General features: G+C 71.3%; 19 protein-coding genes. 8 read left to right on the forward strand and 11 right to left on the reverse strand.

The annotated features are described in order from the left end of the window. Positions 1-10 precede the first annotated feature (10 nt). The 3 genes from QUG93_RS03535 to QUG93_RS03545 form a co-directional block, all read right to left on the reverse strand. Complete coding sequence (locus QUG93_RS03535) at positions 11-1519, reverse strand: GNAT family N-acetyltransferase (protein ID WP_289472266.1); 1509 nt, start codon at positions 1517-1519, stop codon at positions 11-13. Positions 1520-1543: 24 nt separating this feature from the next. Continuing rightward, a complete protein-coding gene (locus tag QUG93_RS03540) occupies positions 1544-2401 on the reverse strand; it encodes a 3-hydroxyacyl-CoA dehydrogenase (protein ID WP_289472267.1) in 858 nt (285 codons plus the stop codon). A 526-nt stretch (positions 2402-2927) separates the two neighbouring features. After that, entirely contained in the window at positions 2928-3911 is a 984-nt protein-coding gene (locus QUG93_RS03545; RefSeq protein WP_434533078.1) for a LacI family DNA-binding transcriptional regulator, read from the reverse strand. A gap of 239 nt (positions 3912-4150) precedes the next feature. Here QUG93_RS03545 and QUG93_RS03550 point away from each other — a divergent pair, with 239 nt between their 5' ends. The 4 genes from QUG93_RS03550 to QUG93_RS03565 all read left to right on the forward strand — a co-directional run bounded on the left by QUG93_RS03550 (position 4151) and on the right by QUG93_RS03565 (position 9425). Beyond that, the gene (locus tag QUG93_RS03550) at positions 4151-5086 is read left to right on the forward strand and encodes a carbohydrate ABC transporter permease (RefSeq protein ID WP_289472269.1); all 936 of its coding nucleotides are present in this window, start codon (positions 4151-4153) and stop codon (positions 5084-5086) included. Beyond that, complete coding sequence (locus QUG93_RS03555) at positions 5083-6060, forward strand: carbohydrate ABC transporter permease (RefSeq protein ID WP_289472270.1); 978 nt, start codon at positions 5083-5085, stop codon at positions 6058-6060. The genes QUG93_RS03550 and QUG93_RS03555 overlap by 4 nt, the downstream gene beginning before the upstream one ends. A 134-nt stretch (positions 6061-6194) precedes the next feature. Continuing rightward, entirely contained in the window at positions 6195-7529 is a 1335-nt protein-coding gene (locus tag QUG93_RS03560; protein ID WP_289472271.1) for an ABC transporter substrate-binding protein, read from the forward strand. Between the two features lie 72 nt (positions 7530-7601). Continuing rightward, positions 7602-9425, forward strand: coding sequence for a glycoside hydrolase family 35 protein (locus tag QUG93_RS03565; protein WP_289472272.1), 1824 nt, complete (start codon positions 7602-7604; stop codon positions 9423-9425). A gap of 186 nt (positions 9426-9611) precedes the next feature. Here the strand turns inward: QUG93_RS03565 and QUG93_RS03570 are convergent, their stop codons facing one another. Beyond that, complete coding sequence (locus tag QUG93_RS03570) at positions 9612-9914, reverse strand: biopolymer transporter Tol (RefSeq protein WP_289472273.1); 303 nt, start codon at positions 9912-9914, stop codon at positions 9612-9614. A gap of 45 nt (positions 9915-9959) precedes the next feature. On the opposite strand from QUG93_RS03570, the gene QUG93_RS03575 reads away from it, so the two are divergent. Beyond that, entirely contained in the window at positions 9960-11033 is a 1074-nt protein-coding gene (locus QUG93_RS03575) for a spore photoproduct lyase family protein (RefSeq protein ID WP_289472274.1), read from the forward strand. Between the two features lie 153 nt (positions 11034-11186). On the opposite strand, the gene QUG93_RS03580 is transcribed toward QUG93_RS03575, so the two are convergent. The 3 genes from QUG93_RS03580 to QUG93_RS03590 all read right to left on the reverse strand — a co-directional run bounded on the left by QUG93_RS03580 (position 11187) and on the right by QUG93_RS03590 (position 13033). Continuing rightward, complete coding sequence (locus QUG93_RS03580) at positions 11187-11363, reverse strand: CsbD family protein (protein ID WP_152999032.1); 177 nt, start codon at positions 11361-11363, stop codon at positions 11187-11189. Positions 11364-11504: 141 nt separating this feature from the next. Beyond that, complete coding sequence (locus QUG93_RS03585) at positions 11505-12599, reverse strand: SDR family oxidoreductase (RefSeq protein ID WP_289472275.1); 1095 nt, start codon at positions 12597-12599, stop codon at positions 11505-11507. A gap of 35 nt (positions 12600-12634) precedes the next feature. Continuing rightward, on the reverse strand, positions 12635-13033 hold the full coding sequence (locus tag QUG93_RS03590) for a DUF3253 domain-containing protein (protein ID WP_289472276.1): 399 nt from the start codon (positions 13031-13033) through the stop codon (positions 12635-12637). A 124-nt stretch (positions 13034-13157) separates the two neighbouring features. Here QUG93_RS03590 and QUG93_RS03595 point away from each other — a divergent pair, with 124 nt between their 5' ends. Beyond that, positions 13158-14438: an alpha-amylase family glycosyl hydrolase gene (locus QUG93_RS03595; RefSeq protein WP_289472608.1), complete on the forward strand. Its 1281-nt coding sequence runs from the start codon at positions 13158-13160 to the stop codon at positions 14436-14438. Between the two features lie 106 nt (positions 14439-14544). Here the strand turns inward: QUG93_RS03595 and mmsB are convergent, their stop codons facing one another. The 3 genes from mmsB to chvE form a co-directional block, all read right to left on the reverse strand. Further along, positions 14545-15726 (reverse strand): multiple monosaccharide ABC transporter permease, encoded by a 1182-nt coding sequence (gene mmsB / locus QUG93_RS03600; protein ID WP_289472277.1) that lies wholly within the window; start codon positions 15724-15726, stop codon positions 14545-14547. Beyond that, positions 15713-17266, reverse strand: a complete 1554-nt coding sequence (mmsA, locus tag QUG93_RS03605) for a multiple monosaccharide ABC transporter ATP-binding protein (RefSeq protein ID WP_289472278.1) — start codon at positions 17264-17266, stop codon at positions 15713-15715. The genes mmsB and mmsA overlap by 14 nt, the downstream gene beginning before the upstream one ends. 149 nt (positions 17267-17415) lie before the next feature. Then, positions 17416-18546, reverse strand: a complete 1131-nt coding sequence (gene chvE, locus QUG93_RS03610) for a multiple monosaccharide ABC transporter substrate-binding protein (protein WP_289472279.1) — start codon at positions 18544-18546, stop codon at positions 17416-17418. 181 nt (positions 18547-18727) lie between these two features. Here chvE and QUG93_RS03615 point away from each other — a divergent pair, with 181 nt between their 5' ends. Further along, the gene (locus QUG93_RS03615) at positions 18728-19777 is read left to right on the forward strand and encodes a LacI family DNA-binding transcriptional regulator (RefSeq protein ID WP_289472280.1); all 1050 of its coding nucleotides are present in this window, start codon (positions 18728-18730) and stop codon (positions 19775-19777) included. A 293-nt stretch (positions 19778-20070) separates the two neighbouring features. Here QUG93_RS03615 and QUG93_RS03620 read toward each other — a convergent pair whose 3' ends face one another. Continuing rightward, positions 20071-22089, reverse strand: a complete 2019-nt coding sequence (locus QUG93_RS03620; RefSeq protein ID WP_289472281.1) for a glycoside hydrolase family 127 protein — start codon at positions 22087-22089, stop codon at positions 20071-20073. Between the two features lie 129 nt (positions 22090-22218). Between QUG93_RS03620 and QUG93_RS03625 the strand changes: the two genes are divergently transcribed. Continuing rightward, the gene (locus tag QUG93_RS03625; protein ID WP_289472282.1) at positions 22219-23277 is read left to right on the forward strand and encodes a LacI family DNA-binding transcriptional regulator; all 1059 of its coding nucleotides are present in this window, start codon (positions 22219-22221) and stop codon (positions 23275-23277) included. The last annotated feature ends 97 nt before the right edge of the window (positions 23278-23374 follow it).

Consider the following 23374-nt stretch of genomic DNA (forward strand, 5'->3'; position numbering starts at 1 on the left):
CGCCGGTCGGTCAGTCCGCGGACGGCCGCATGTCGTAGGTGATCCACGGGGTCGCCGCGGCGACGCGGTCGTACACCGCCCGCGCGGTCGCGTTGTCCGCGGCGGTGATCCACCGGACGACGCTCGCGCCCTCGGCGGCTGCGGTCGCGGCGACCTCGTGCAGCAGCGCGGTCGCGACACCGCGGCCCCGGGCGTGGGGAGCCGTGAACAGGTCGTCGAGGTACAGGCCGGTCGTCGCCGACGACGGGCGGGCGAACCGGCGCACGTTCGCCAGCCCGAGCAGGCGGCCGTCGGCGTCCTCGGCGACCAGACCGCTCAGCCCGTGCGCACCCGTGGAGATCCACTCCCAGGTGGTGCGGACGGCCTCGGCGTCCTCGGGGAGACGGTGAAACGCACGGTAGCCGTCGTACCGGGCCTGCCAGGCGTCGGCGTCCGTCGACCGGACCGGTCGGACCCGGACCGTCGCGGCACGTGCACGAGCCCTGATGTCCTCGATGACGCCGGTCTTCGCGTCGGCGTACGCGTTCGTGTCGTCCCACGACTGCTCCATGAGCGCACGTTTGGTGTCCTCGTAGCGCTGCCGGTCGGTGTCGTCACGGCGCAGCTGGTCGCGGAGCAGCAGGTAGTGGTCGAGCTCGGGGGCGCCGTGCTCGTAGACGTGCACGTGTGCATCACGCTCGGCCGTGCGGACGAGCCGGTGACCGGGTTCGCGGACCCGGAGCTCGTACCCGGCCTCGAGCAGCGGGGTGAGGTACGCGGCCTCGTCGGTGACGTCCGGTACGGCGACCGCGACGTCGACGATCGGCTTCGCGGCGAGTCCGGGTACGGAGGTCGACCCGATGTGCTCGATCGTGACGTGCTGGCCGTCCAGGGCGTGGGCGATCCGGGCGCGGTGCTCCTCGTAGCGGGTCGGCCAGGCGGGGTCGTACTCGTGGAGCCCGACGGTGAGCGGCTCGGGGCCGCCGACGACGTCCACGTCGGTGACGTCGGGCTGCGCGTGTGCACCGGTGCGGATCCAGTGGTGGAGCAGGGTGTGCCCGTCCGGGTCGACGACCCGGCGTTCGTACCGGCCGCCGGCGTGTTCGATGACCCGGCGGGACGCGGGGTTCGTCGCGTCGCACGTCAGCACCACCTCGGGCATCCCGCGATCGGCTGCGGTGCGGACGACCTCGGCCAGGGCCGCGGACGCCAGGCCCCGGCCCCGGGCGGACGGACGGACGCTGTAGCCCACGTGCCCGCCGTACGAGCGGAGGAAGTCGTTCAGCTCGTGCCGCAGGGCGATGCTGCCGAGGTACTCGTCCCCCTCGACCATCCAGCGGTACGTGCAGGTGACGTGCGCCGGCGAGGCCGGGACGGTCTCCTCCGCCAGCAGCTGGCCGACCCAGCGCTCGAAGCCCGCGCGGTCGGCGAGCTCGGCGGCGTCGCGGATGCCGGCACCGTCCTGGTGCGCGCCGTCCCACTCCTGCAGCGCACGGCGGAAGGACGGGTGGTACTCGGGGGAGGGGGCGACGAGTTCCATCCCGAGATCCTAGGGGTGCTCAGGTCAGCGGTAGCGGTAGAACCCCTCGCCGGACTCCACGCCGTACTTGCCCTGGTCGAGGTACTCGGTGCGCAGGTACTCCGCCCAGGCACGCGCGCCCGGTTCGGGGGAGGCGCTCGCCACGGCGTGCGCCGTGCGGAGACCGATCACGTCGTACATCTGGAACGGACCGACCGGTGCCCCGGTGCCGATGCGCCAGGTCGTGTCGATCGTCTCCGGGTCCGCGACCCCGCGGAGGACCAGCCCGGCGGCGGCGTCGAGGAGCGGGACGAGCAGCGAGTTGAGCACGTACCCCGGCTGCTCCTTGCGCAGGCGGATCGGCACCATGCCGATCTCCTCGGCGAAGGCGACCACGCGGTCGACCACCGCGGGATCGGTCTGCTCGGTGCCCATCACCTCGGCCGTGTTCTGCCGCCAGACGTGGTTCGCGAAGTGCAGCGCGAGGAAGCGGTCCGGGCGGCCGGTGGCGTCGGCGATCGCACTCGGCAGCAGCGTCGAGGAGTTCGTGGCGAACACGGTGTCGGCGGGTGCGACCTCGGCGAGCCGTGCGTACACGTCCCGCTTGAGGTCGAGTCGCTCCGGGACCGCTTCGATCACCAGGTCGGCCTGGGCGACGGCCTCGGCGAGGTCGGTGGCGAAGGAGATCCGGTCGACGGCGGCCTCGGCGTCGGGGCGTGCGTCCTGGCCGGCGTCGCCGAGGTACTGCTCGACGATGCCGGCCAGGCGCTCACGCCCGGCGGCGACGGCGTCGTCACTGATGTCGTACACGACGACGGGGATGCCGTGCCGCGCGGTCTGCAGGGCGATCTGGGTGCCGAGGACACCGGCGCCGAGCACGCTCACGGTGGAGAAGGTGGTCATGCGCCCAGTCTGCTCCGCGGTGGGCGGTGTCCGGCCGGGCGGTGTCCGGCCAGGCGCCAGGCGCCGGGCGCGGGGCGCGGGGCGCGGGGCGCCGGGCGCGGGGCGCGGGGCGGTGTCCGGCCGGGCGCGGGGCGCGGGGCGCGAAGCGCGGGGCGGTGTCCGGCCAGGCGCGGGGCGCGAAGCGCGGGGCGGAGTGATCGGCGCGGTCAGGCGGGCGGGCGGCGACGCGGGCGTGCCGGGCGTGCCGGGCTCACCAGGTGGGATCGGGCGTACCTGGCGGATTCGGGCGTACCTGGTCGTCCTGGAGGACCAGGTACGCCCGGAACGACCCGGTACGCCTGGATCCACCAGGCCGCCGCCGGGCCCGGCCGCGCCCGGAACGACCCGGTACGCCCGGAACGATCTGGTACGCCCGGTTCGGCCGGGCAGCCGCGAGGCCCGGTCTCGCCCGAAAGGAGCTGGTACGCCCGGTTCGACCAGGAAGCCGCGAGTCCGGGCCGCGCCCGGCACCGGGAGCGGGGGATGGTCAGGCAGGCGGCGCCGTGCTCGCGCGCTCCACCAGACGCACCGGCACGAGGTCGGTCGACGGTCCGGCCGGCGCGCCCTCGATCTGCGCCAGGAGCGTCGCGACGGCACGGCGGCCGACCTCGTCGAACGACTGGTGCACGGTGGTGAGCGGCGGCCAGAAGGACTCCGACTCGGGGAAGTCGTCGAAGCCGACCACGCTGAGCGAGCCCGGCACGGACCGACCGGCCTCGTGCGCGGCGCGGAGCACCCCGAGCGCCGTCTGGTCGTTCACCGCGAAGACAGCCGTGACCTCCGGCCGTGCCGCGATCTCCTGCCCTGCCCGGTAGCCGTCCGAGCTCGCCCAGCCGCCGGTGAAGACCGGGGGGACCGCTCGTCCGGCGTGCTCGAGGGTGTCGCGCCAGGCGGCGAGCCGTCGGTCTGCGGAGTACGACCCGACCGGGCCGGCGACGTGCCAGACGGTCTCGTGGCCCAGGTCGAGCAGGTGCTGGGTCGCGAGCCGGGCACCCTCGGCCTGGTCGATGTCGATGGACGGCCGGTCGGTGGTGCCCGTGGAGTCGACGACGACCAGGGGGACGCCGTCGGGCAGCGCGACCTCGGCGGTGTCGATGATGTGCGACTCGATCACGATCACGACACCGTCGACGGCCTGCTCGTGCAGCCGGGACAGTGCCGAGCGGACACCCTCGCCGGTACGGGACGCCATCGGGAGCAGCGTGATGGTGAAGTCCGCGGCGGCCGCTGCGGCGGAGATGGCCTCAAGCGTGCGCATGTTGCCGAAGGACGCGAGCGTGAACATGACCACGCCGATGGTCCGGAATCGTCCGGACCGTAGAGCCCGCGCGGCCCGGTTCGGTCGGTAGCCGAGTTCGGCCATGGCGCGCTGCACCCGGTCGCGCGTCTCCGGGCTGACGTTGTCGAAGCCGCGCGCCACCCGCGAGACGGTCTGCATGGAGACGCCGGCGGCATCGGCGACGGCGGCCATCGACGGAGCGCGTCGCGCAGCGGTCAGCTCGGTGCTCAACGCACGCTCCTCCCCGGTCCGCCGGTCGCGGGGACGACGACCGGGATGCCCGCACGCTAGCGCATGTTGACGTTGCCATGCTACGGTGACGTCGTTCGATGTTGACGTCAACATCGACGTCCCTCCGGATCGCCGCCACCGCGCGGACGAGCGCAGCCGCTCGACCCGGAGGACCCGAACGCAGCAGACAAGGGAGTCACATGAGCACGCTCGCAGCGCGCCCGGCCGAGGCGGCGTCCGCCCCGCGGCCGACCGCACGCCGCCCGAAGCCCCGGGGGCGGTACACCGGCTGGCTCTTCGTCGGTCCCTTCGTCGTGGTCCTCGTGGCGATGCTCATCGTCCCGATCGGGTACGCCCTCTGGCTCAGCCTGTTCCGCGACCAGCTCGTCGGCGGCAACCAGTTCGTCTGGTTCGCCAACTACGTGACGCTCTTCCAGGACAGCAAGTTCTGGGAGGGCCTCGGCCGGGTCACGCTCTTCCTGCTCGTGCAGGTGCCGATCATGCTCGGCCTGGCGCTCGTCGCCGCCCTCGCGCTCGACAGTGCACGTCTGTGGGGCACCGGGTTCTTCCGCATCGCGGTGTTCCTGCCCTACGCGGTCCCCGGCGTCGTCGCAGCGCTGATCTGGGGCTTCATCTACGGCAACCAGTTCGGCCTCACCGGCGCCGCGAACAGTGCGCTCGGCATCGACCTGCTCCAGCCGTTCAGCCCGACCTGGGTGCTCACGTCGATCGGCAACGTGGTCACGTGGGAGTTCCTCGGCTACAACATGCTGATCTTCTACGCGGCCCTCCGCGTCGTCCCCGGCGAGCTGTACGAGGCCGCCGAGCTCGACGGCGCCGGCCCGCTCCGCACCGTCTTCTCGATCAAGCTGCCCGCGCTCCGTGGCCCGATGGTCATCGCCACGATCTTCTCGATCATCGGCAGCTTCCAGCTCTTCAACGAGCCGAACCTGCTGAAGACCCTCGCCCCGAACGTCATCGGCAGCGCCTTCACCCCGAACATGTACGCCTACTCGCTGTCCTTCAGCGGTCAGCAGTTCAACTACTCCGCCACCGTCGCCATCGTCATGGGTGTCATCACCGCCGTGATCGCGTACGTCGTCCAGGTCCGCGGAACCCGCCAGGAGAACCGATGAGCACCCTGCAGCAGCCCGCCGCCGGCGCGACCACCCCGGCCACGGTCACCGAGGCGACCACGACGCAGCGCGACCCGCGCGACCGGTCGCCCCGTGCCTCCAGGAAGAACCGCAAGCCCGTCGACGGACGCAAGGTCAAGCGCTCCGGTCTCCTGACCGCGGTGATGGTCGTCTTCGTCGTCTACTCGTTCGCCCCGCTCTTCTACCTGCTCGTGAACAGCACGAAGACGCAGGCGTCGCTGCTGTCGACGTTCGGCCTGTGGTTCGGCGGCGACTTCACCCTCTGGCAGAACATCGTCGACACCGTCACGTACAACGACGGCATCTTCATGCAGTGGCTCGGCAACACGCTGCTGTACGTGGTCGTCGGTGCCGGCGGCGCGACGCTGCTCGCCACGGTGGCGGGATACGGCATGGCGAAGTTCCAGTTCCCGGGTCGCCGCGCGGTGTTCGCCGTGGTCCTCGGTGCGATCGCCGTCCCCGGCACCGCCCTGGCCGTCCCGACGTTCCTGCTGTTCTCGCAGTTCGGCCTGACGAACACCCCGTGGGCGATCATCCTGCCCTCGCTCATCAGCCCGTTCGGCATGTACCTCATCTGGACGTACGCGATCGACGCGATCCCGACCGAGCTCATCGAGGCCGCCCGCATGGACGGTGCCGGCGAGTTCCGGATCTTCTTCACCATCGCGCTGAAGCTCCTCACCCCCGGTGTCGTCACCGTCCTGCTCTTCGCGGTCGTCGCGACCTGGAACAACTACTTCCTGCCGCTCATCATGCTGAGCGACCCGAAGTGGTACCCCCTGACTGTCGGCCTCAACCAGTGGAACGCGCAGGCCACCGGCTCCGGCGCGCAGCCGATCTACAACCTCGTCGTCACCGGATCGCTCCTCACGATCATCCCGATCGTGGTCGCGTTCCTCTTCCTGCAGCGCTTCTGGCAGTCCGGCCTCGCGGCCGGGTCCGTCAAGGCCTGACCCCGCCGCCCGGCCGCCGGTCCGCCGCCAGGACCGTCCGGCCGGGAGGCACGGTGCGCGTCCGCCACGGACTGCCCGCCGGTCCCACCCCCAGCACCACAGCACACCCCCATCACGAAGAAGTGGAAGGCACCATGCACAAGCGCATCCGGCGCGGGCTCAGCGCCCTCGCCATCGGCGTCACCGCCGCCATCGCCCTCGCGGCCTGCGCCTCCGGCGGCTCGTCCTCCGGCGGCTCGTCCGACGACATCGACAAGGCGCTCAAGGACGGCGGCACGCTGACCTACTGGTCCTGGACCCCGTCCGCCAAGGACCAGATCGCCGCCTTCGAGAAGCAGTACCCGAAGGTCAAGGTCAAGCTCGTGAACGCCGGTACCGGTGCCGACCAGTACACGAAGCTGCAGAACACGATCAAGGCCGGCTCGGGCGCCCCCGACGTCGCCCAGGTCGAGTACTACGCCCTGCCGCAGTTCGCGCTGTCCGACTCGCTCGTCGACCTGTCGTCGTACGGCTTCGACGACCTCGAGAGCAAGTTCTCGAAGGGCACCTGGAGCAACGTCTCGATGGACGGCAAGGTCTACGGCCTGCCGCAGGACTCCGGCCCCATGGCGCTGTTCTACAACAAGAAGGTCTTCGACGAGTACGGCATCGCCGTCCCGAAGACGTGGGACGAGTACATCGCGGCGGCGAAGAAGCTGCACGCCGCAGACCCGTCGAAGTACATCGCGGCGGACTCCGGCGACGCCGGCTTCACCACGAGCATGATCGCCCAGGCCGGTGGCACGCCGTTCACGACCGACGGCGACAAGGTCACGATCAACCTCGCCGACGAGGGCACGAAGAAGTGGACGAAGACCTGGGACCAGCTCGTCGAGGGCGGTCTGCTCTCGAAGACCACCGGCTGGACCGACGACTGGTACAAGCAGCTCGGCAACGGCCAGATCGCCACGATGGTCACCGGTGCCTGGATGCCCGGCAACCTGATGGCCAGCGTGCCGGACGCCGAGGGCGACTGGCGCGTCGCCCCGATGCCGACCTACGACGGCGGCAAGGCCCAGACGGCCAGCAACGGCGGCAGCTCGCAGGTCGTCATGAAGCAGTCGAAGAACCCGGCACTCGCCGCGGGCTTCCTCAAGTGGCTCAACTCGTCGACCGAGTCGACCAAGGTCTTCATGGAGTCCGGTGGCTTCCCGTCGACCACCGCCGACCTCGACTCGAGCGCGTTCCTGCAGGAGAAGCCGGCGTACTTCGGCGGCCAGGAGATCAACGAGGTGCTCGTCGACGCGTCGAAGACCTCGGCCAACGACTTCACCTACCTGCCGTACCAGGTCTACGCGAACAGCGTCTACGCGGACACCGTCGGCCAGTCGTACCAGAACGGCACCTCGCTCGAGAGCGGTCTCGAGGCCTGGCAGAAGGCCCTCGTGAAGTACGGCAACGACCAGGGCTTCACGGTCACCTCGAAGTAGTCGCCCGACTCGTCAACCTCCGGGGCCGTGCGGATCATCCGCACGGCCCCGACCCCTGAAAGGCTCCAGTCCATGCGCTTCGCCATCGGCGACACCGACTTCCTGCTCGACGGCGAGCCGCACCGGGTCCTCTCCGGCGCGATCCACTACTTCCGCGTGCACCCGGACCTCTGGCAGGACCGGATCCGCAAGGCCAAGCTCATGGGCCTGAACACCATCGAGACCTACGTCGCGTGGAACGCGCACGCGCCGTCCCGCGGCGCGTTCAGCTTCGACGGCGGGCTCGACCTCGGCCGCTTCCTCGACCTCGTCGCCGCGGAGGGCATGCACGCCATCGTCCGCCCCGGCCCGTACATCTGCGCCGAGTGGTCGAACGGTGGCCTGCCGTACTGGCTCTTCACCGACGGCACCGTCGGCGTCCGCCGGAACGAGCCGGGCTTCCTCGCCGCCGTCCGCGGCTACCTCGAGCAGCTCGCGCCGGTGCTCGTCCCGCGACAGATCGACCAGGGCGGGCCGATCGTGCTCGTGCAGGTCGAGAACGAGTACGGCGCGTACGGCTCGGACCCGTCGTACCTGCGGGAGCTCGAGCAGATGCACCGCGACATCGGACTCACGGTGCCGTTCACGAGCGTCGACCAGCCGATGGGCACCATGCTCGAGGACGGCTCGCTGCCCTCGCTCCACAAGACCGGCTCGTTCGGGTCCCGCTCCGTCGAGCGCCTCGCGCGCCTCCGCCAGGCGCAGCCGACCGGCCCGCTCATGTGCTCCGAGTTCTGGGACGGCTGGTTCGACAGCTGGGGCGAGCACCACCACACGACGCCGGCCTCGGCCTCGGCTGCGGACCTCGACGACCTGCTCGCCGCCGGTGGCTCCGTCAACATCTACATGTTCCACGGCGGCACGAACTTCGGCTTCACGAACGGCGCGAACGACAAGGGGGTGTACCGGCCCATCTCGACGTCGTACGACTACGACGCCCCGCTCGACGAGGCCGGCCGCCCGACGGAGAAGTTCCACGCGTTCCGGTCGGTGATCGAGCGCTACGCACCGGTCCCGCCGCTGCCTGCTGCGATGCAGCCGGGTGGGTCGGGTCGCCTCGACGTCGCCGTCGACGCAGGCCGGGAGGCACGCCCCGCCCCCGTCGCGGACGTCGCCGTCCGCCTCGACCGGGCCGCGTCGCTGGGATCCCTGCTGCCCGCGCTCACGGACTGGTCGGCGCACGACGAGCCGCCGACCTTCGACGCGCTCGGGGCCGCCAGCGGCTTCGTGCTCTACCGGACCGAGGTCGACCTGCCCTCCGGCGGCGTCCTGACCGTCGGCACCGAGGTCCGCGACCGCGCGGTGGTCTCGGTCGACGGGGTCGTCGTCGGGGTGCTCGAGCGCGAGCACCACGACCGGGCGATCACGCTCCCGCCGGTCACCGGCACGCTCGAGTTGCTCGTCGAGGACCAGGGCCGCGTCGACTACGGCCCCCGTATCGGCGAGCCGAAGGGTCTCATCGGCGCCGTGGCCGTCGACGGTGTCCCGCTCGCCCGGTGGACCGCGTCACCGCTCGCCCTCGACCCGATCGCCCCCGCGGCGCTGTCGGTGCTGGCCGCGACCGAACCGACCGACGGCGACGTGCTGGCCGGTCCGGCGTTCGCGGCGGGGTCGTTCGACCTCGCGGCGCCGGGGGACCGGTACCTGTCGCTCGACGGCTTCCGCAAGGGCGTCGCCTGGGTGAACGGGTTCTGCCTCGGTCGCTACTGGTCGCGCGGGCCGCAGAAGACCCTGGCCGTGCCGGGGCCGGTGCTCCGCGCCGGTCGGAACGAGGTCGTCGTGTTGGAGCTGCACGCGAGTGCATCCCGCACGGTGTGCCTGCTCGTCGAGCCCGACCTCGGCCACACCGAGGCGTAGCCCGCGCCGGGCGCTCGAGGGCGCCGGGTGCTTCCGGGGGTACCGGGCGCTCAGGGGCACCGGGTGCTTCCGGGCGTACCTGGCGAGAACGGGCGTACCTGGTCAGAACTTCTGACCAGGTACGCCCGTTCTCGCTTCCCATCGTGGGCGTTCTGGGAAGGACCGGGTGGGCGACATCGAGCGAGGTCAGGCGTCGAGGGCGTCGAGGTCGGCCAGGGCGCGGCGGGCGTCGGCGATGCGGTCGGCCTCGGGGCGCGTCCACCACTCGGGGCCGCGCTCGCCGAGCCCGTGCTTCGCCAGGCCGTTGCGGTGCCGAGCGTCGGCCAGGGCGTCCTCGTCGCCCGCGCGCTTCGCCTGCCGGGCGCTGCTCCGCCCGCGGCCGAGGTGGGAGCGCAGCGCGGCGGCGAGGTCCTCGGGCAGCGCGGGGTCGGTGCGGCGCCAGCGGCGGCCGTCGACGACGAAGAAGTGGTCGTCGGGTTCGGCGGTCATGCTCCCGAGTCTGCACCGTCGGTGGTCGGCGGTAGACAGGTGCGGATGACCGAAGCGCGCACCCGTCCGATGCTCGACGTCAAGCGGATCTACGCCGAGGACGCCGCCCTCGAGCTCCCGCGGGGGCAGGAGGTGCTCGGGCGCTGGCCGGACGCCGAGATCGTGCCCGTCGCGTCGCACTGGAACATCCCCGAGGTCCACGGCGACGAGCGCAACGTGCAGCGCTGGGTCCGGATCAAGACCGAGGCGCTCGTCCTCGGCGTCAAGAAGTCGCTCGTCACCCGGCCGAACGGGCGGTCGGCGGACTTCATCGCCCCGTCCACCGCGAACGGCTGCGCGATGGCGTGCGCCTACTGCTACGTGCCCCGGCGCAAGGGGTACTCGAACCCGGTCACGGTGTTCGCGAACATCGAGCAGATCACCAAGCACGTGGCGCGGAACATCGCCAAGCAGGGCCCGAAGGCCGAGCCGAACCAGTGCGACCCCGATGCCTGGGTGTACGACATCGGCGAGAACAGCGACTGCTCGGTGGACGCGATGATCAGCGACAACGTGCGCGACCTCTGCGACCTGTTCCGGATGACGCCGACGGCGAAGGCGTCGTTCGCCACGAAGTACGTCAACCGCGACCTGCTCGACTGGGACCCGATGGGGCGCACCCGCATCCGGTTCTCCCTCATGCCGCACGAGACGGCGAAGGTGACGGACATCCGCACGAGTCCGATCGCCGAGCGCATCGCCGCCGTGAACGACTTCGTGGACGCCGGGTACGAGGTCCATCTCAACTTCTCACCGGTCATCCTCACCCCGACGTGGGAGTCCGACTGGGCCGAGCTCCTGCGGCAGGTCGACGACGTCCTGTCGCCGGCGGCCAAGGCACAGCTCGCGGCCGAGGTCATCTTCCTCACGCACAACGAGCCCCTGCACCAGGTGAACCTCGGCTGGCACCCGAAGGCCGAGGACCTGCTGTGGCGTCCGGACCTGCAGGAGCAGAAGGTGTCGCAGAACGGTGCCGTGAACGTGCGCTACCGGTCCGGCATGAAGGGCCAGCTCGTCGAGCGCTTCCGCGAGCTCGTCGCCGAGCACCTGCCGTCCTGCCGCATCCGCTACGCCTTCTGACACGGTCGCGGTCATGACCCCGGCCGCCCGCGAACGACGACCGGCCGCGAACGACGACCGCCGGCGAACGACGACCGCCCACGAACGACGAACGCCCACGAACGACGAACGCCCGCACCGACGGGCGGTGCGGGCGTCAGTGGATCGCGACGATCACTTGCCGTCGAACGCGTCCTTGGCCTTCTCCTTGTCGAGGCGTCCCTCGCCCATGACCTGGTCCTTCTGGCCCTGGTGGGTGAGCTCGGCGTCGTCGGTCTTCTTGCCGACGGCCTCCTCGACCTTGCCGACGACCTTCTGCGTGACGTCCTTGGCCTTGTCTCCGAGCGACATGGTGTCTTCCTTCCTCCGGGAACCGCCGAGGGCTCCCGGCGTCTGTGGCACCGACACAACCAGGGCGCGCACCGCGTTTCGCGGCTGGGGCTGAGGTTCTCGTACCCCGCTCCACTCCGGCGGGGTACGGCCTGCTGCGCCCTACGGGATGAGGCGCTCGGCTCGGTAGCGGTCGAACAGCTCCGTGAACGCCCGCTCCGTCCGTCGGAAGGCGGTGAACCCGGCCTCGCGGCTCTTGCCCATGTCGGTGACGACCTCCATCGCCCGGCCGAGGTCCGCGTCCGTGTGCCACCACGACGCCAGGCGGGTGATGTCCGACTCGGCCAGGCCGTGGCGTTCGGCGATCCCGGCCCACGCGGACTCGTACGGCGCCATCTGCTCCTCGAGCGGCCGTGCGCGGTCCTGGAACCCCACGACGCGCGCCGGGTCGACCCCGAGGTGCGCGGCCAGGCGCGGCCACATCCACCGCCAGCGGAACACGTCGCCGTTCACGACGTTGAAGGGTTCGTCGGCGCCCTCCGGGCTGGTCGCCGCCCAGACCATGTGCTCGGCGAGGATGCCGGCGTCGGTCATGTCGGTGAGCCCGTTCCACTGCGCCTCGCTGCCGGGGAACACGAAGTCGAGGCCGAGCTCCTTCGCGAGGGTGGCCTGCACGGCGATCGTCAGCCCCATGTTCATCGCGTTGCCGACCGCGTGCCCGATGACCGTGTGGGAGCGGTGCACGGACCACGTGAACCCCTGGCGCTCGGCGGCGGCGAAGAGCTCGTCCTCCTGCGCGTAGTAGAAGTTCGGGGTGTCGAGACGGGGCTCCTCCTCGTGGAAGGGCGTGTCCGGCATCTCCCCGGCGGCGTACGCCTCGAACGGCCCGAGGTAGTGCTTGAGCCCGGTGACCAGGGCGACGTGCTCGAGCGGCGCGTGAGCCAGGGCGGCGAGCAGGTCGCGCACCATGCCGCCGTTCACGCGGATGTTCTCGGACTCGGTCTCCTGCCGCTGCCACGCGGTGAAGAACACGTGCGTCGGTCGTTCTCCGGCCAGTGCCACGCGCAGGGACTCCGGGTCACGCAGGTCGGCGGCGACGGTGCGGACGCCGTCGCGGGCGAGGGGTCGTCGGGACAGCGCGGTCACGGACCAGCCGAGCGCGAGCAGGTGGTCGACGAGGGCGGACCCGGTGATGCCGCTGGCACCCACGACGAGGGCTTCGGGACGGGTGGGAGTCGGTTCTGTGGTGGTCGTCATCGTCGGGTGCAACACCCGCGGACGACAGGTGTTCCCTACCGGGGTCGACGGATCCGGATCGGTCCCTTGGCCGTGGACGGGTCGACGACGCTGCCGCCCTGGGTGATCTCGACCTCACCGCGCGCCACCATCCGGCGCGCGGCCCGACGAGCCGGCTCCATGAGCGGACGCCAGTCGTCCGGCGCGATCGACCGGGCGACCTCGGACGGGCAGATGCTCGACGTCCGCGCACGTGCGGCCAGCAGCTCGTCGATCCGCTGCTCGAGTGCCCGGTCGGTGTCGTCGAGGCCGTGCCCGCGGCAGGCGGCGGAGCAGTACTTCGCGTCGGCTGCGGCGGAGGACGGCATCCGTCGACCGCACGAGGCGCAGGTGCGCTCCGCGTGCGCCTGCTCCGATGCCGACGCGTCCACTGCCGTCCTGATCGCTCTGCCCATGGCGTCCATCCTGGTCCCGCTGTCCGGTCCCGCGCACAGCCCAGGCACGGCTGGCAGCATCGGACCGGTGAACCCGGACCCGAACAGCTCCCGCCCGCCCGAGCCCGCCTGGGTCGAGCACGTGATGTGGTGGCACGTCTACCCGCTCGGCGCCGTCGGCGCCGAGGTCCGTCCGACGACACCGGTCGACGAGCGGCCAGTCGAGCACCGGTTGCAGCGGCTCGTGCCGTGGCTCGACCACGTGGTCGCCCTCGGACTGAACGGCCTGCTGCTCGGCCCGGTCTTCGCGAGCTCGACGCACGGCTACGACACGGTCGACCACTTCCGCATCGACCCACGTCTCGGTGACGACGCCGACCTCGACGCGCTCGTCGCCGCCGCCCACGAGCGCGGCGTCCGCGTTGTGCTCGACGGCGTCTTCAACCACGTGGGCAGGGAGCACCCGGCGTTCCGGGCACTCGAGGAACACGGCCGCGAGGCACCGACCGCCGACCTGTTCGCCGTCGACTGGTCCGCTTGGCATCCGGGGCAGCCCGTCCCGGTGGGGGACTTCGAGGGCCACGACATCCTCGTCGCACTCGACCACGGCTCCCCGGCCGCCGAGGACCTGGTCGTCGAGGTGATGACGTACTGGCTCGGCCGGGGCGTCGACGGGTGGCGGCTCGACGCGGCGTACGCGGTCCCGCCGGAGTTCTGGGCCCGGGTGCTGCCCCGCGTGCGCGAGCGGTTCCCGGACGCCTGGTTCAGCGGCGAGGTCATCCACGGCGACGCGGCCGCGATCGTCGGGGCGTCGACGATGGACTCGACGACGCAGTACGAGCTGTGGCAGGCGGTCTGGCACGGGATCGCCGACCGGAACTGCTTCGAGCTCGCGCACGCCGTCGAGCGCCACGACGCCCTGCTCGCCACGTTCGTCCCCACCACGTTCGTCGGCAACCACGACGTCACCCGGATCGCCAGCGCGGTGGGGGAGCGGTTCGCCGGCCACGCCGCCGCGGTGCTGTTCACCGTCGCCGGCACGCCGGTCGTCTACGCGGGCGACGAGTACGGCTGGACGGCGGTCAAGGAGGAGCGCGAGGGCGGCGACGACGCGGTCCGCCCGGAACTCCCGGCGGACCCGCCGGAACCGACCGACCTGACCCACGCGGTCGAGGCGCTCGTCGCCCTGCGGCGGCGCAACCCCTGGCTGCACCGCGCGCACACCGACGTCGCGCACCTGACCAACACGGCGGTGGTCCTGCGCACCGCGACGGCCGACGCTGCGGTGGTGACCGCCCTGAACCTGGCGGACGACCCCGTCGAGGTGCCCGCGGCCGACGCGACGCGGGTGGAGGCGGGCGGGGGCGACCTGCGGGACGGGACCCTGCGCCTCCCGGCCGGCGGGTGGGCCGTCCTGACGGCCTGACCGGACGAGGCCCGACGGAACGAGACTCGGGCTGGGCGACCGTTCTCGCGCCGATCGGCGTGAGATGTGTCGCCCAGCCCGAGTCTCGGGGCAGGGAAGCCGGACGCTACTTGCGCGCGGACGCCGCCCGGCGCTTGTTGAACACGTCGAACGCGACGGCGGCGAGCAGCACCAGGCCCTTGATGAGCGACTGGTACTCGGTGCCGACACCGAGGATCGACATGCCGTTGTTGAGCAGACCGATGATCAGACCACCGATGATCGCGCCCGGCACCGTGCCGATGCCGCCGGTGACCGCTGCGCCACCGATGAACACGGCCGCGATGGCGTCGAGCTCGAAGCCGTTGCCGGCACCCGGAGCGGCGAGGTTGAGCTGGCCGGTAAAGACCACGCCCGCCAGCGCCGCGATGACGCCCATGTTGACGAAGAGCATGAAGGTCACGCGCTTCGTCTTGACACCGGACAGCTGCGCCGCCAGGACGTTGCCGCCGATGGCGTACACGTGGCGGCCGAAGACCGCGCTCCGCATGACGACCGAGTACACGACGACGAGCAGGCCGAGGACGACGAGCACGATCGGGGTGCCGTTGTAGCTGGCGAGCAGCAGGGCCACGTAGACGACGAGCGCGACACCGAAGGCGAGCTTCACGATGAACCAGACGAACGGCTCGCTCTCGAGCTGGTACTTGCGACGGGTGGCACGACCACGGAGCGAGACGACGACCATGATCGCCGCGGCGGCGAGGCCGAGGATCATCGTCAGCGGCTCGTAGCCCGAGGTGCCGAACGACGGCAGGAAGCCCGAGCCGAGCGAGCGGAAGCCGTCCGGGAAGGGCGAGATCTGCTGGTTCTGCAGGACGATCTGCGCGGCACCGCGGAAGGCGAGCATGCCCGCCAGGGTCACGATGAAGGCCGGGATGCCGAAGTAGGCGATCCAGAAGCCCTGCCACGCGCCGACGAGACCGCCGATGACCAGGCAGAGCACGACCGCGATCGGCCACGGGATGCCCCACTGGGTGATCATCACACCGGCCATGGCGCCGGTGAAGGCGACGACCGAACCGACGGACAGGTCGATGTGGCCGGCGATGATCACCATCACCATGCCGATGGCGAGGATCAGGATGTAGCTGTTCTGGACGATCAGGTTCGAGACGTTGATCGGGGCCAGCGTGATGCCGCTCGTCGTCACCTGGAAGAAGATGACGATGACGATCAGCGCGATGAACAGGCCGATCTGTCGGAGCTGCCCGGTGAGGTAGCTGGCGGCGGACTTAAGCGCGTTCATTGACAGGGGTCTCCCGTTCCTGGGTCATGTACTGCATGAGGACCTCTGGGGTGGCCTCGGAGCGGGGCACGTCGGCGGTGATGGTGCCCTCGGAGAGTGTGTAGATGCGGTCGCAGATGCCGAGCAGCTCGGGCAGCTCGGACGAGATCACGATGACGCCCTTGCCCTGGTCGGCCAGGCTGTTGATGAGCGTGTAGATCTCGTACTTCGCGCCGACGTCGATGCCGCGGGTGGGCTCGTCGAGGATGAGCACGTCGGGGTCGGCGTACATCCACTTCGACAGGACGACCTTCTGCTGGTTGCCGCCGGAGAGCTTGCCCGTGACGGCGTTCACCGACGGGGCCTTGATGTTCATGCTCTTCAGGAACGACCCGGCGACCGTGGTCTCCTTCGAGGCGTTCACGAAGCCCCAGTCGGCGAGCTTGCCGAGCGCCGACCCGGAGATGTTCCGCTTGATGTCGTCGATCAGGTTCAAGCCGTAGCGCTTGCGGTCCTCGGTGGCGTAGGCGATGCCGTTGTCGATCGCCCGCGTGACGGTGTTCGTCTTGATCGGGACGCCGCGCTTGTAGACGGTGCCGGAGATCCCGGTGCCGTACGAGTGCCCGAACACGCTCATCGCGAGCTCGGTTCGACCGGCGCCCATGAGCCCGGCGATGCCGACGACCTCGCCCGCGCGGACGTTGAGGTTCGCCTGGTGGATGATCTCGCGCGAGCCGTCGAGCGGGTGGTGGACGGTCCAGTCCTCGATGCGCAGGAGCTCCTCGCCGATGACGGGGTTCTCGCGCTCCGGGTAGCGACTCGACAGGTCGCGGCCGACCATGCCGCGGATGATGCGGTCCTCGGAGACCTCGTCGCCGTGCATGTCGAGCGTCTCGATGGTCTTGCCGTCACGGATGATCGTGACCTTGTCCGCGATCGCCTTGATCTCGTTCAGCTTGTGGCTGATGATGATCGCCGTCATGCCCTCGGCCTGCAGCGAGCGGATGAGCTCGAGCAGGTGCTCGGAGTCGTCGTCGTTCAGCGCGGCGGTCGGCTCGTCGAGGATGAGGAGCTTGACCTCCTTGGAGAGCGCCTTCGCGATCTCGACGAGCTGCTGCTTCCCGACGCCGATGTCGACGATCTTCGTGACGGGGTTGTCCTTGAGGCCGACGCGCTTGAGGAGCGCCGCCGCCTCGAGGTTCGTCTGGTTCCAGTCGATGAGCCCGCCCTTGACGCGCTCGTTGCCGAGGAAGATGTTCTCGGCGATCGACAGGAACGGGCTGAGGGCGAGCTCCTGGTGGATGATGACCACGCCAGCTGCCTCGGAGTCGTTGATGGTGCCGAACTTCACCGGCTGACCGTCGAGCAGGATCTCGCCGTCGAAGGAGCCGTGCGGGTAGACGCCCGACAGCACCTTCATCAGGGTCGACTTGCCTGCGCCGTTCTCGCCGCAGATCGCGTGGACCTGGCCGCGTTCCACCTCGATGGAGACGCCCTGCAGCGCCTTCACACCGGGGAAGGTCTTGGTGATGTCCCGCATCTCGAGGATGGTGTCCGCCATGTGGGACCGCCTTTCCGTCGTCCGCGCGTGCGCGCGGGTGGAGACGGACTGGAGGCGCGGTGCGGGCGTGCACCGCGCCTCCCGTCCTGTGGGTGGTTGCGACCGTGTCGCTCCCGCGGCCGGCGTGCGCCGGCCGCGGGTCGAGGGACCTACTTGAGGTCGGCCTCGGTGTAGTACCCGCTGTCGACGAGGACTTCCTTGTAGTTGTCCTTGGTCACGACGGTGGGCTGGAACAGGTAGGTCGGGACGACCTTGACCTTGTTGTCGTAGCTCTTGGTGTCGTTCACCTCGGGCTTCTTGCCGCTGAGCAGGTCCTCGGCCATCGTGACGGACTGCTTCGCGAGCTTGCGGGTGTCCTTGTAGATGGTGGAGTACTGCTGGCCGGCGATGATCGACTTGACCGAGGCGGCCTCGGCGTCCTGACCGGTGACGATCGGGAGCGGGCGGTCCGAGGTGCCGTAGCCGGCGCCCTGGAGGGCCGAGATGATGCCGATCGAGATGCCGTCGTAGGGCGAGAGCACGCCGTTCAGCGTGGTGCCGCCGGAGTACGACTTCGCGACGAGGTTCTGCATGCGGGCCTTGGCGGTCGCCGGGTCCCACTGCTGCGTCGCGGCCTGCGAGAGCTGGTCCTGGCCGGACTGGATCTTCAGCGTGCCGTCCTCGAGGTACGGCTTGAGGGTGTCCATCGCGCCGTTGAAGAAGAAGCCCGCGTTGTTGTCGTCGAGCGAGCCGGCGAAGACCTCGATGTTGAAGGGGCCCTTCTTGTCGGTCTTCTCGCCCTTGTCGTCGAGGACGCCCAGGCCCGTGAGGAGCGAGGTGGCCTGGTCGACGCCGACCTTGTAGTTGTCGAACGACACGTAGTAGTCGACGTTCTTGTTGCCGGTGAGCAGGCGGTCGTACGAGATGACCTTGATGCCGGCCTTGGCGGCCTGGTCGAGCTGGTCGGACAGGGCCCCGCCGTCGATCGACGCGATGATCAGGACCTTGGCGCCCTTGGTGATCATGTTGGAGACCTGCTGGGCCTGCTGCTGGACCTTGTTGTCGCCGTACTCGAGGTCGACCTTGTAGCCGGCCTTCTCGAGGTCGCTCTTGACGGCGTCGCCGTCCTTGATCCACCGCTCGGAGACCTTGGTCGGCATGGCGACGCCGACGAGGGCGCCCTTGTTGTCGCCGCCGCCGTCACCGCTGCCGGTGGCGCCGCGTCCGCCGGCGGAGCAGCCGGCCAGTGCGATGGCGATGCCGAAGGCTGCGACGCCCGCGACGATCCTGCGCTTCATCATCGAAGTTCCTCTGTTCCTGCGCGTCGACATCGACGCACTCGGGTGCCGGGGCTGCTGTGCCCCGTGGGATTGTGCTCGTGTGAGCGCTCACATACTGAGGGTTCCGTACCGGGGTGTCAACTCGTCGTGACCGTTTCGGGATCTTGCCTCGCCGAGCGACCCGGACGGTACGCTCTGCCACGTGACGACCACGACCGCGCTCGGGGGGCCCGGCGGCAGACGCCGCAAGGCCCCGACGATCTTCGACGTCGCCGAGCGTGCCGGGGTCTCCCACCAGACCGTCTCCCGCGTGATCAACGGCGACCCCACCGTGCGGGAGGCCTACCGGTCGCAGGTGACCGACGCCGTCGCGGCGCTCGGGTACCGCCCGCGCGCAGCCGCCCGGGCGCTCGCCGGCGGCCGGAGCCGGGCACTCGGCATCATCACCGCCGGTGATGCGCTCTACGGTCCGTCGAGCACCGCGGTCGGCTTCGAGCGGGCCGCCCGGTCGGCCGGCTACCACGTGCTGCTCTCGACGCTGCCCGACGACCCCCGCCCGGTCGACCTGTCCGGCGCGCTCACGACACTGCTCGCGCAGGACGTCGCCGCGATCGTCCTGGTCGCCGCGGACAACCGGGTGCTCGAGGCGCTGGCGTCGCTGACGATCCCGGTCAGCGTGCCCGTCGTCGTCGCCAACGCCGTGCAGCGCGACGCCGCCCGCACGCCCGCAGCGACGAGCGTCGCCGCGGTGTCGATCGACCAGGCGGCCGGCACCACCCTCGCGATGGACCACCTGTTCGCTCGCGGCCACCGACGGATCGTGCACATCACCGGGCCGTCGGTCTCGCAGGAGGCCGAGGTCCGTCGCGAGACGTACGCGCGGACGATGCGCGACGCCGGGCTCGAACCGGTGGTGCTCGACGGTGACTGGACCCCGGCCAGCGGCTACGCGGCTGCGCGGTCGCTCGACGTGCACGCGGTCGACGCGGTCCTGGCCGGCAACGACCAGATGGCGCTCGGGGTGCTGCACGCCTTCGCGGAGGAGGGGCTCCGGGTCCCGGACGACATCGCCGTCATCGGGTTCGACGACATCCCGGAGGCCGCGCACTTCACCCCGCCGCTGACCACCGTCCGCCAGGACTTCATGGCGATGGGGCAGCGGGTGCTCGAGGCCGTGCGCGCGCTGGTCGAGGGGGAACCGCGGGACGAGACGCTGCTGCTGCCCGAGCTCGTGGTGCGTCGCTCCGCCTGACCTGCACCCGGCTCGGCGGCCGAGGTTCCGGGACTTCGGCATCTGGGCGGGATGAACGTGCTCCAGTGCGACCTCGACGGACGTGAGCGGCGAGTCGTGGGACCTCCGAGCGCGCCGGACGGGCGTGGGGCGCCCGCCCCGGGCGGGGGGGCCCCCCCCCCGGGGGGGGCGGGGGGGGGTGGCGCCGGCGCCACCCGCCCCGCGCCGCGGGGCGCGGGGGGGCGGGGCCCCCCCCCGCGCCCGGGGGGGGGGGGCCGCTCCGGGGGGGCGTGCCCCCCCACGCCCGTAGGCGGTCAGGCTCGGTGTTCCAGCGGCAGCCAGACGCGCATCGGCGCGGGACCGCGGTTCGCCCAGGCGTAGTAGGGCACGGCGACCGCGGTCACCGCGGTGCTGCCGCCGCCGGACGGGAGGCCCGTGGTCGCGTCGTCGACGTCGGCTGCGGTCGTGGAGCCGGCCCCGTCACGGACGGTGGGTGCGTCGGTGAGGTGAGTCGCGCCTCCCGGCTGGTCCAGCCGACGGTACGGCCAGGCCGGCTGCTCGTGCGTCGCCGGGGCGTGCCCGGACACGCGCAGCGTCACCACGCCGTCGAGCAGGTCGTCGCGGCGCTCCTCGGTGATCGCGGCGTGCGCGTCGACCGTCAGGTCGTCGACGGTGAAACCCTGCTGGTCCGCCTGCTCGACCGCGTACACGAGCGGGCCGCGCTCGACCGCGACCTGGCCGCGGGCCGCGTCGATGCGGGTGTCGGCGACGTACCGGTGCGGGGTGGTGTCGAAGACGAGCTCGATCGTGTCACCCGCCGTCCACACGCGCTCGACGACGTGCAGCGTGCCGGGGGCCGGGCTCGCCGCACCGCCGGCGCCCGTCACCGTCGTGGTGTCCGACCACGCGGGGATGCGCAGGCCGAGCGCGAGCGGACCGTCCTGCGTGACCGTGACGACCACGCGACCGTCGTGCGGGTAGCCGGTCTCGATGGACACCGGCCCGACCTCGGCGGTGGCGTACTGGTGCACCTGCAGGCCGCCGTCGGTCTCGGTCGCCAGGTACCCGTCCAGGCTCGCGAAGGTCCGCATGATGTTCGGCGGGCAGCAGGCGCAGTCGAACCAGCCGCGGCGGCCGTGCGCGGGGGAGCGGTTCTCGTCGCGGTGTGCGCCGTCGCGGTGCTGCAGCGGGTTCACGTAGAAGTACTCCGTGCCCGCGAGGCTCACCCCGGCGAGGAACGCGTTCCACAGCAGGCGCTCGATGGCGTCGGCGTACACCGGCCTGCCGGTCGCGAGCAGCAGGCGCCAGGCCCACTGGATCCCGCCGATCGCCGCACAGGTCTCCGCGTAGCCCCGGTCGGTCGGGAGCTCGTACGGGTCACCGAACGCCTCCCAGTCCCACCGCGCGCCGAGGCCGCCGGTGATGAAGGCCTTCGTCGACATCATGTCCGCGAACTGCCGCTCGCTCGCGGCCAGCAGCTCGGAGTCGCCGGTCTCGATCGCGACGTCCACCGCCCCGGCGGCCAGGTACACGGCGCGGACGGCGTGGCCCTCGACGGTCGTGGCCTCGCGCACCGGCACGCGGTCGGAGAAGTAGGTCGGTTCGCCGCCGGCGCGCTCGATGATGCCGTGCCCGCGGGCGTCGACGAACCAGTGCGCCAGGTCGAGGTAGGCGCGGGTGCCGGTCTCGCGGTACAGCTCGACCAGGCCCATCTCGACCACGGGGTGGCCGTCGATGTCCTGGGTCCGGTCGGCACCGGGGCCGAACGTGCGCACGAGGTGGTCAGCGTTCCGGACGGCGACGTCGAGCAGGGCCGTGTCGCCCGTGGCACGGTGCTGCGCGACGGCTGCCTGGTACAGGTGCCCCGCGCAGTACATCTCGTGGCTCCACTTGAGGTCGGTGTACCGCTCGCCACCACCGCGGACCTGCTGGACCGAGTCGACGTACCCGTCCTCGGCCTGCGCCCGGGCGTACAGGGCGGTGACCTCGCGCTGGAGCTCGAGCAGGTCGTCGGCGGGAGCACGGCCGTACTCCCACGCGACGGCCTCGAGCCACTTCGTCACGTCCGAGTCCATGAAGACCGGGCCGACGGCTTCGCCCTGCTCGTCGCCGGCGGCGATGCGCAGGTTGCGGAAGTTGCCCGCCGCGTCGAGCTGGTGGTGGCCACTGCGGACCGCGTCGCGGCCGTTGCGCTCCTGGCGCAGTGCCCAGGTGCCACCCGTGATCCGTGCTGCTCCCGTCGGCAGCGGACGGAACGCCACGTGGGCGTCGCCGGTCGGGAGGACCGGGGTCGCGGTGCGTGCGCGGCTGTCGGTCGCGGTGGTGGTGGTCATGGCGCCTCCTTGCGTCTGACTGGCCTTGCGGTGTGGCTGGCGCCCATCGGTACGGAAAGCGCTTTCCGATTCAGACGCTACGGCAGGGTGCGGGACTGCGCAACCCCCGGTGTGCGTATGCTCGTACCGGTGCCGACCACCGGAAAGGACGTTGCCGTGCCGCACGCGCGCAGTGGCCGCCCCGTCCGCATCACCGACGTCGCCGCGCTCGCCGGGGTGTCGATCGGGACGGCCTCGAAGGCACTCAACGACACCGGGCAGCTGCGGGACGAGACCCGTGCACGGGTGAAGGACGCCGCCGAGAAGCTCGGGTTCGTCGGGGACGCCCGGGCTCGTGCGCTGTCGTCCGGGCGCACGTACACGGTGGGCATGATCACCACGGACTCGTTCGGGCGGTTCACGATGCCGGTGCTCCTCGGTGCGGAGGACGCCCTGTCTGCCGGCGAGGTCATGGTCCTGGTCTGCGACACCCGCGACGACCACGTGCGCGAGGCCCACTACCTCCGCTCGCTCGTCGCCCGCGGCGTCGACGGGATCATCGTCACCGGGCGTTCGGCCGACGCGAGGCCGCCCATCGACGTGCCCGTGCCCGTGCCGGTCGTCTACGCGCTGACCCCCTCGACCGCGGCGTCCGACGTGTCGGTCACCCTCGACGACGCCGGGGGTGCCGCCGCGGCAGCGTCGCACCTGGTCGCGCTCGGGCGGCGGCGCGTGGCCGTCGTCACCGGTCCGACCGGGGCCCGCTCCGCCGTGAGTCGGGCGGAGGGAGCGCGCGTGGCGCTCGGCGACCGGATGGTGGGCGAGCCGATGCACGGCGAGTGGTCGGAGCGGTGGGGGCGGCAGGTAGTCGACCTGCTCGACCAGGGTCCCGGGGTCGGTGCTGGTGCTGCTGCTGGTGGTGCCGTCGACGCCGTCCTGTGCGGGAACGACCAGATCGCCCGCGGGGTGTGCGACCGGCTGCGGGAGACCGGGCGGAGCGTTCCCGGCGACGTCGCCGTCACCGGGTACGACGACTGGGACGTCGTGGCGCTCGCGAGCCGACCACCCCTGACGACGGTCGACATGCGGCTCGACGAGCTCGGCCGGATCGCCGGGAGGGCACTGCTCGAGCTCGTCGCCGGCGGACACCCCGCGTCGGTGTCGGTCACGCCGTCGCTGGTGGTGCGCGAGAGCACCCTCGGCGCGTAGCCCGGCCAGCGTCCTCGCCCTCCAGGTTCCGCAATTGCGGCATCTCGGCGACGCGCGCGCCCCTCCTCGGAACCTCGACGTCGCGCGAGCGGCGAGT

This window comes from Curtobacterium caseinilyticum, from assembly GCF_030363035.1.
Classification (GTDB): domain Bacteria; phylum Actinomycetota; class Actinomycetes; order Actinomycetales; family Microbacteriaceae; genus Curtobacterium; species Curtobacterium caseinilyticum.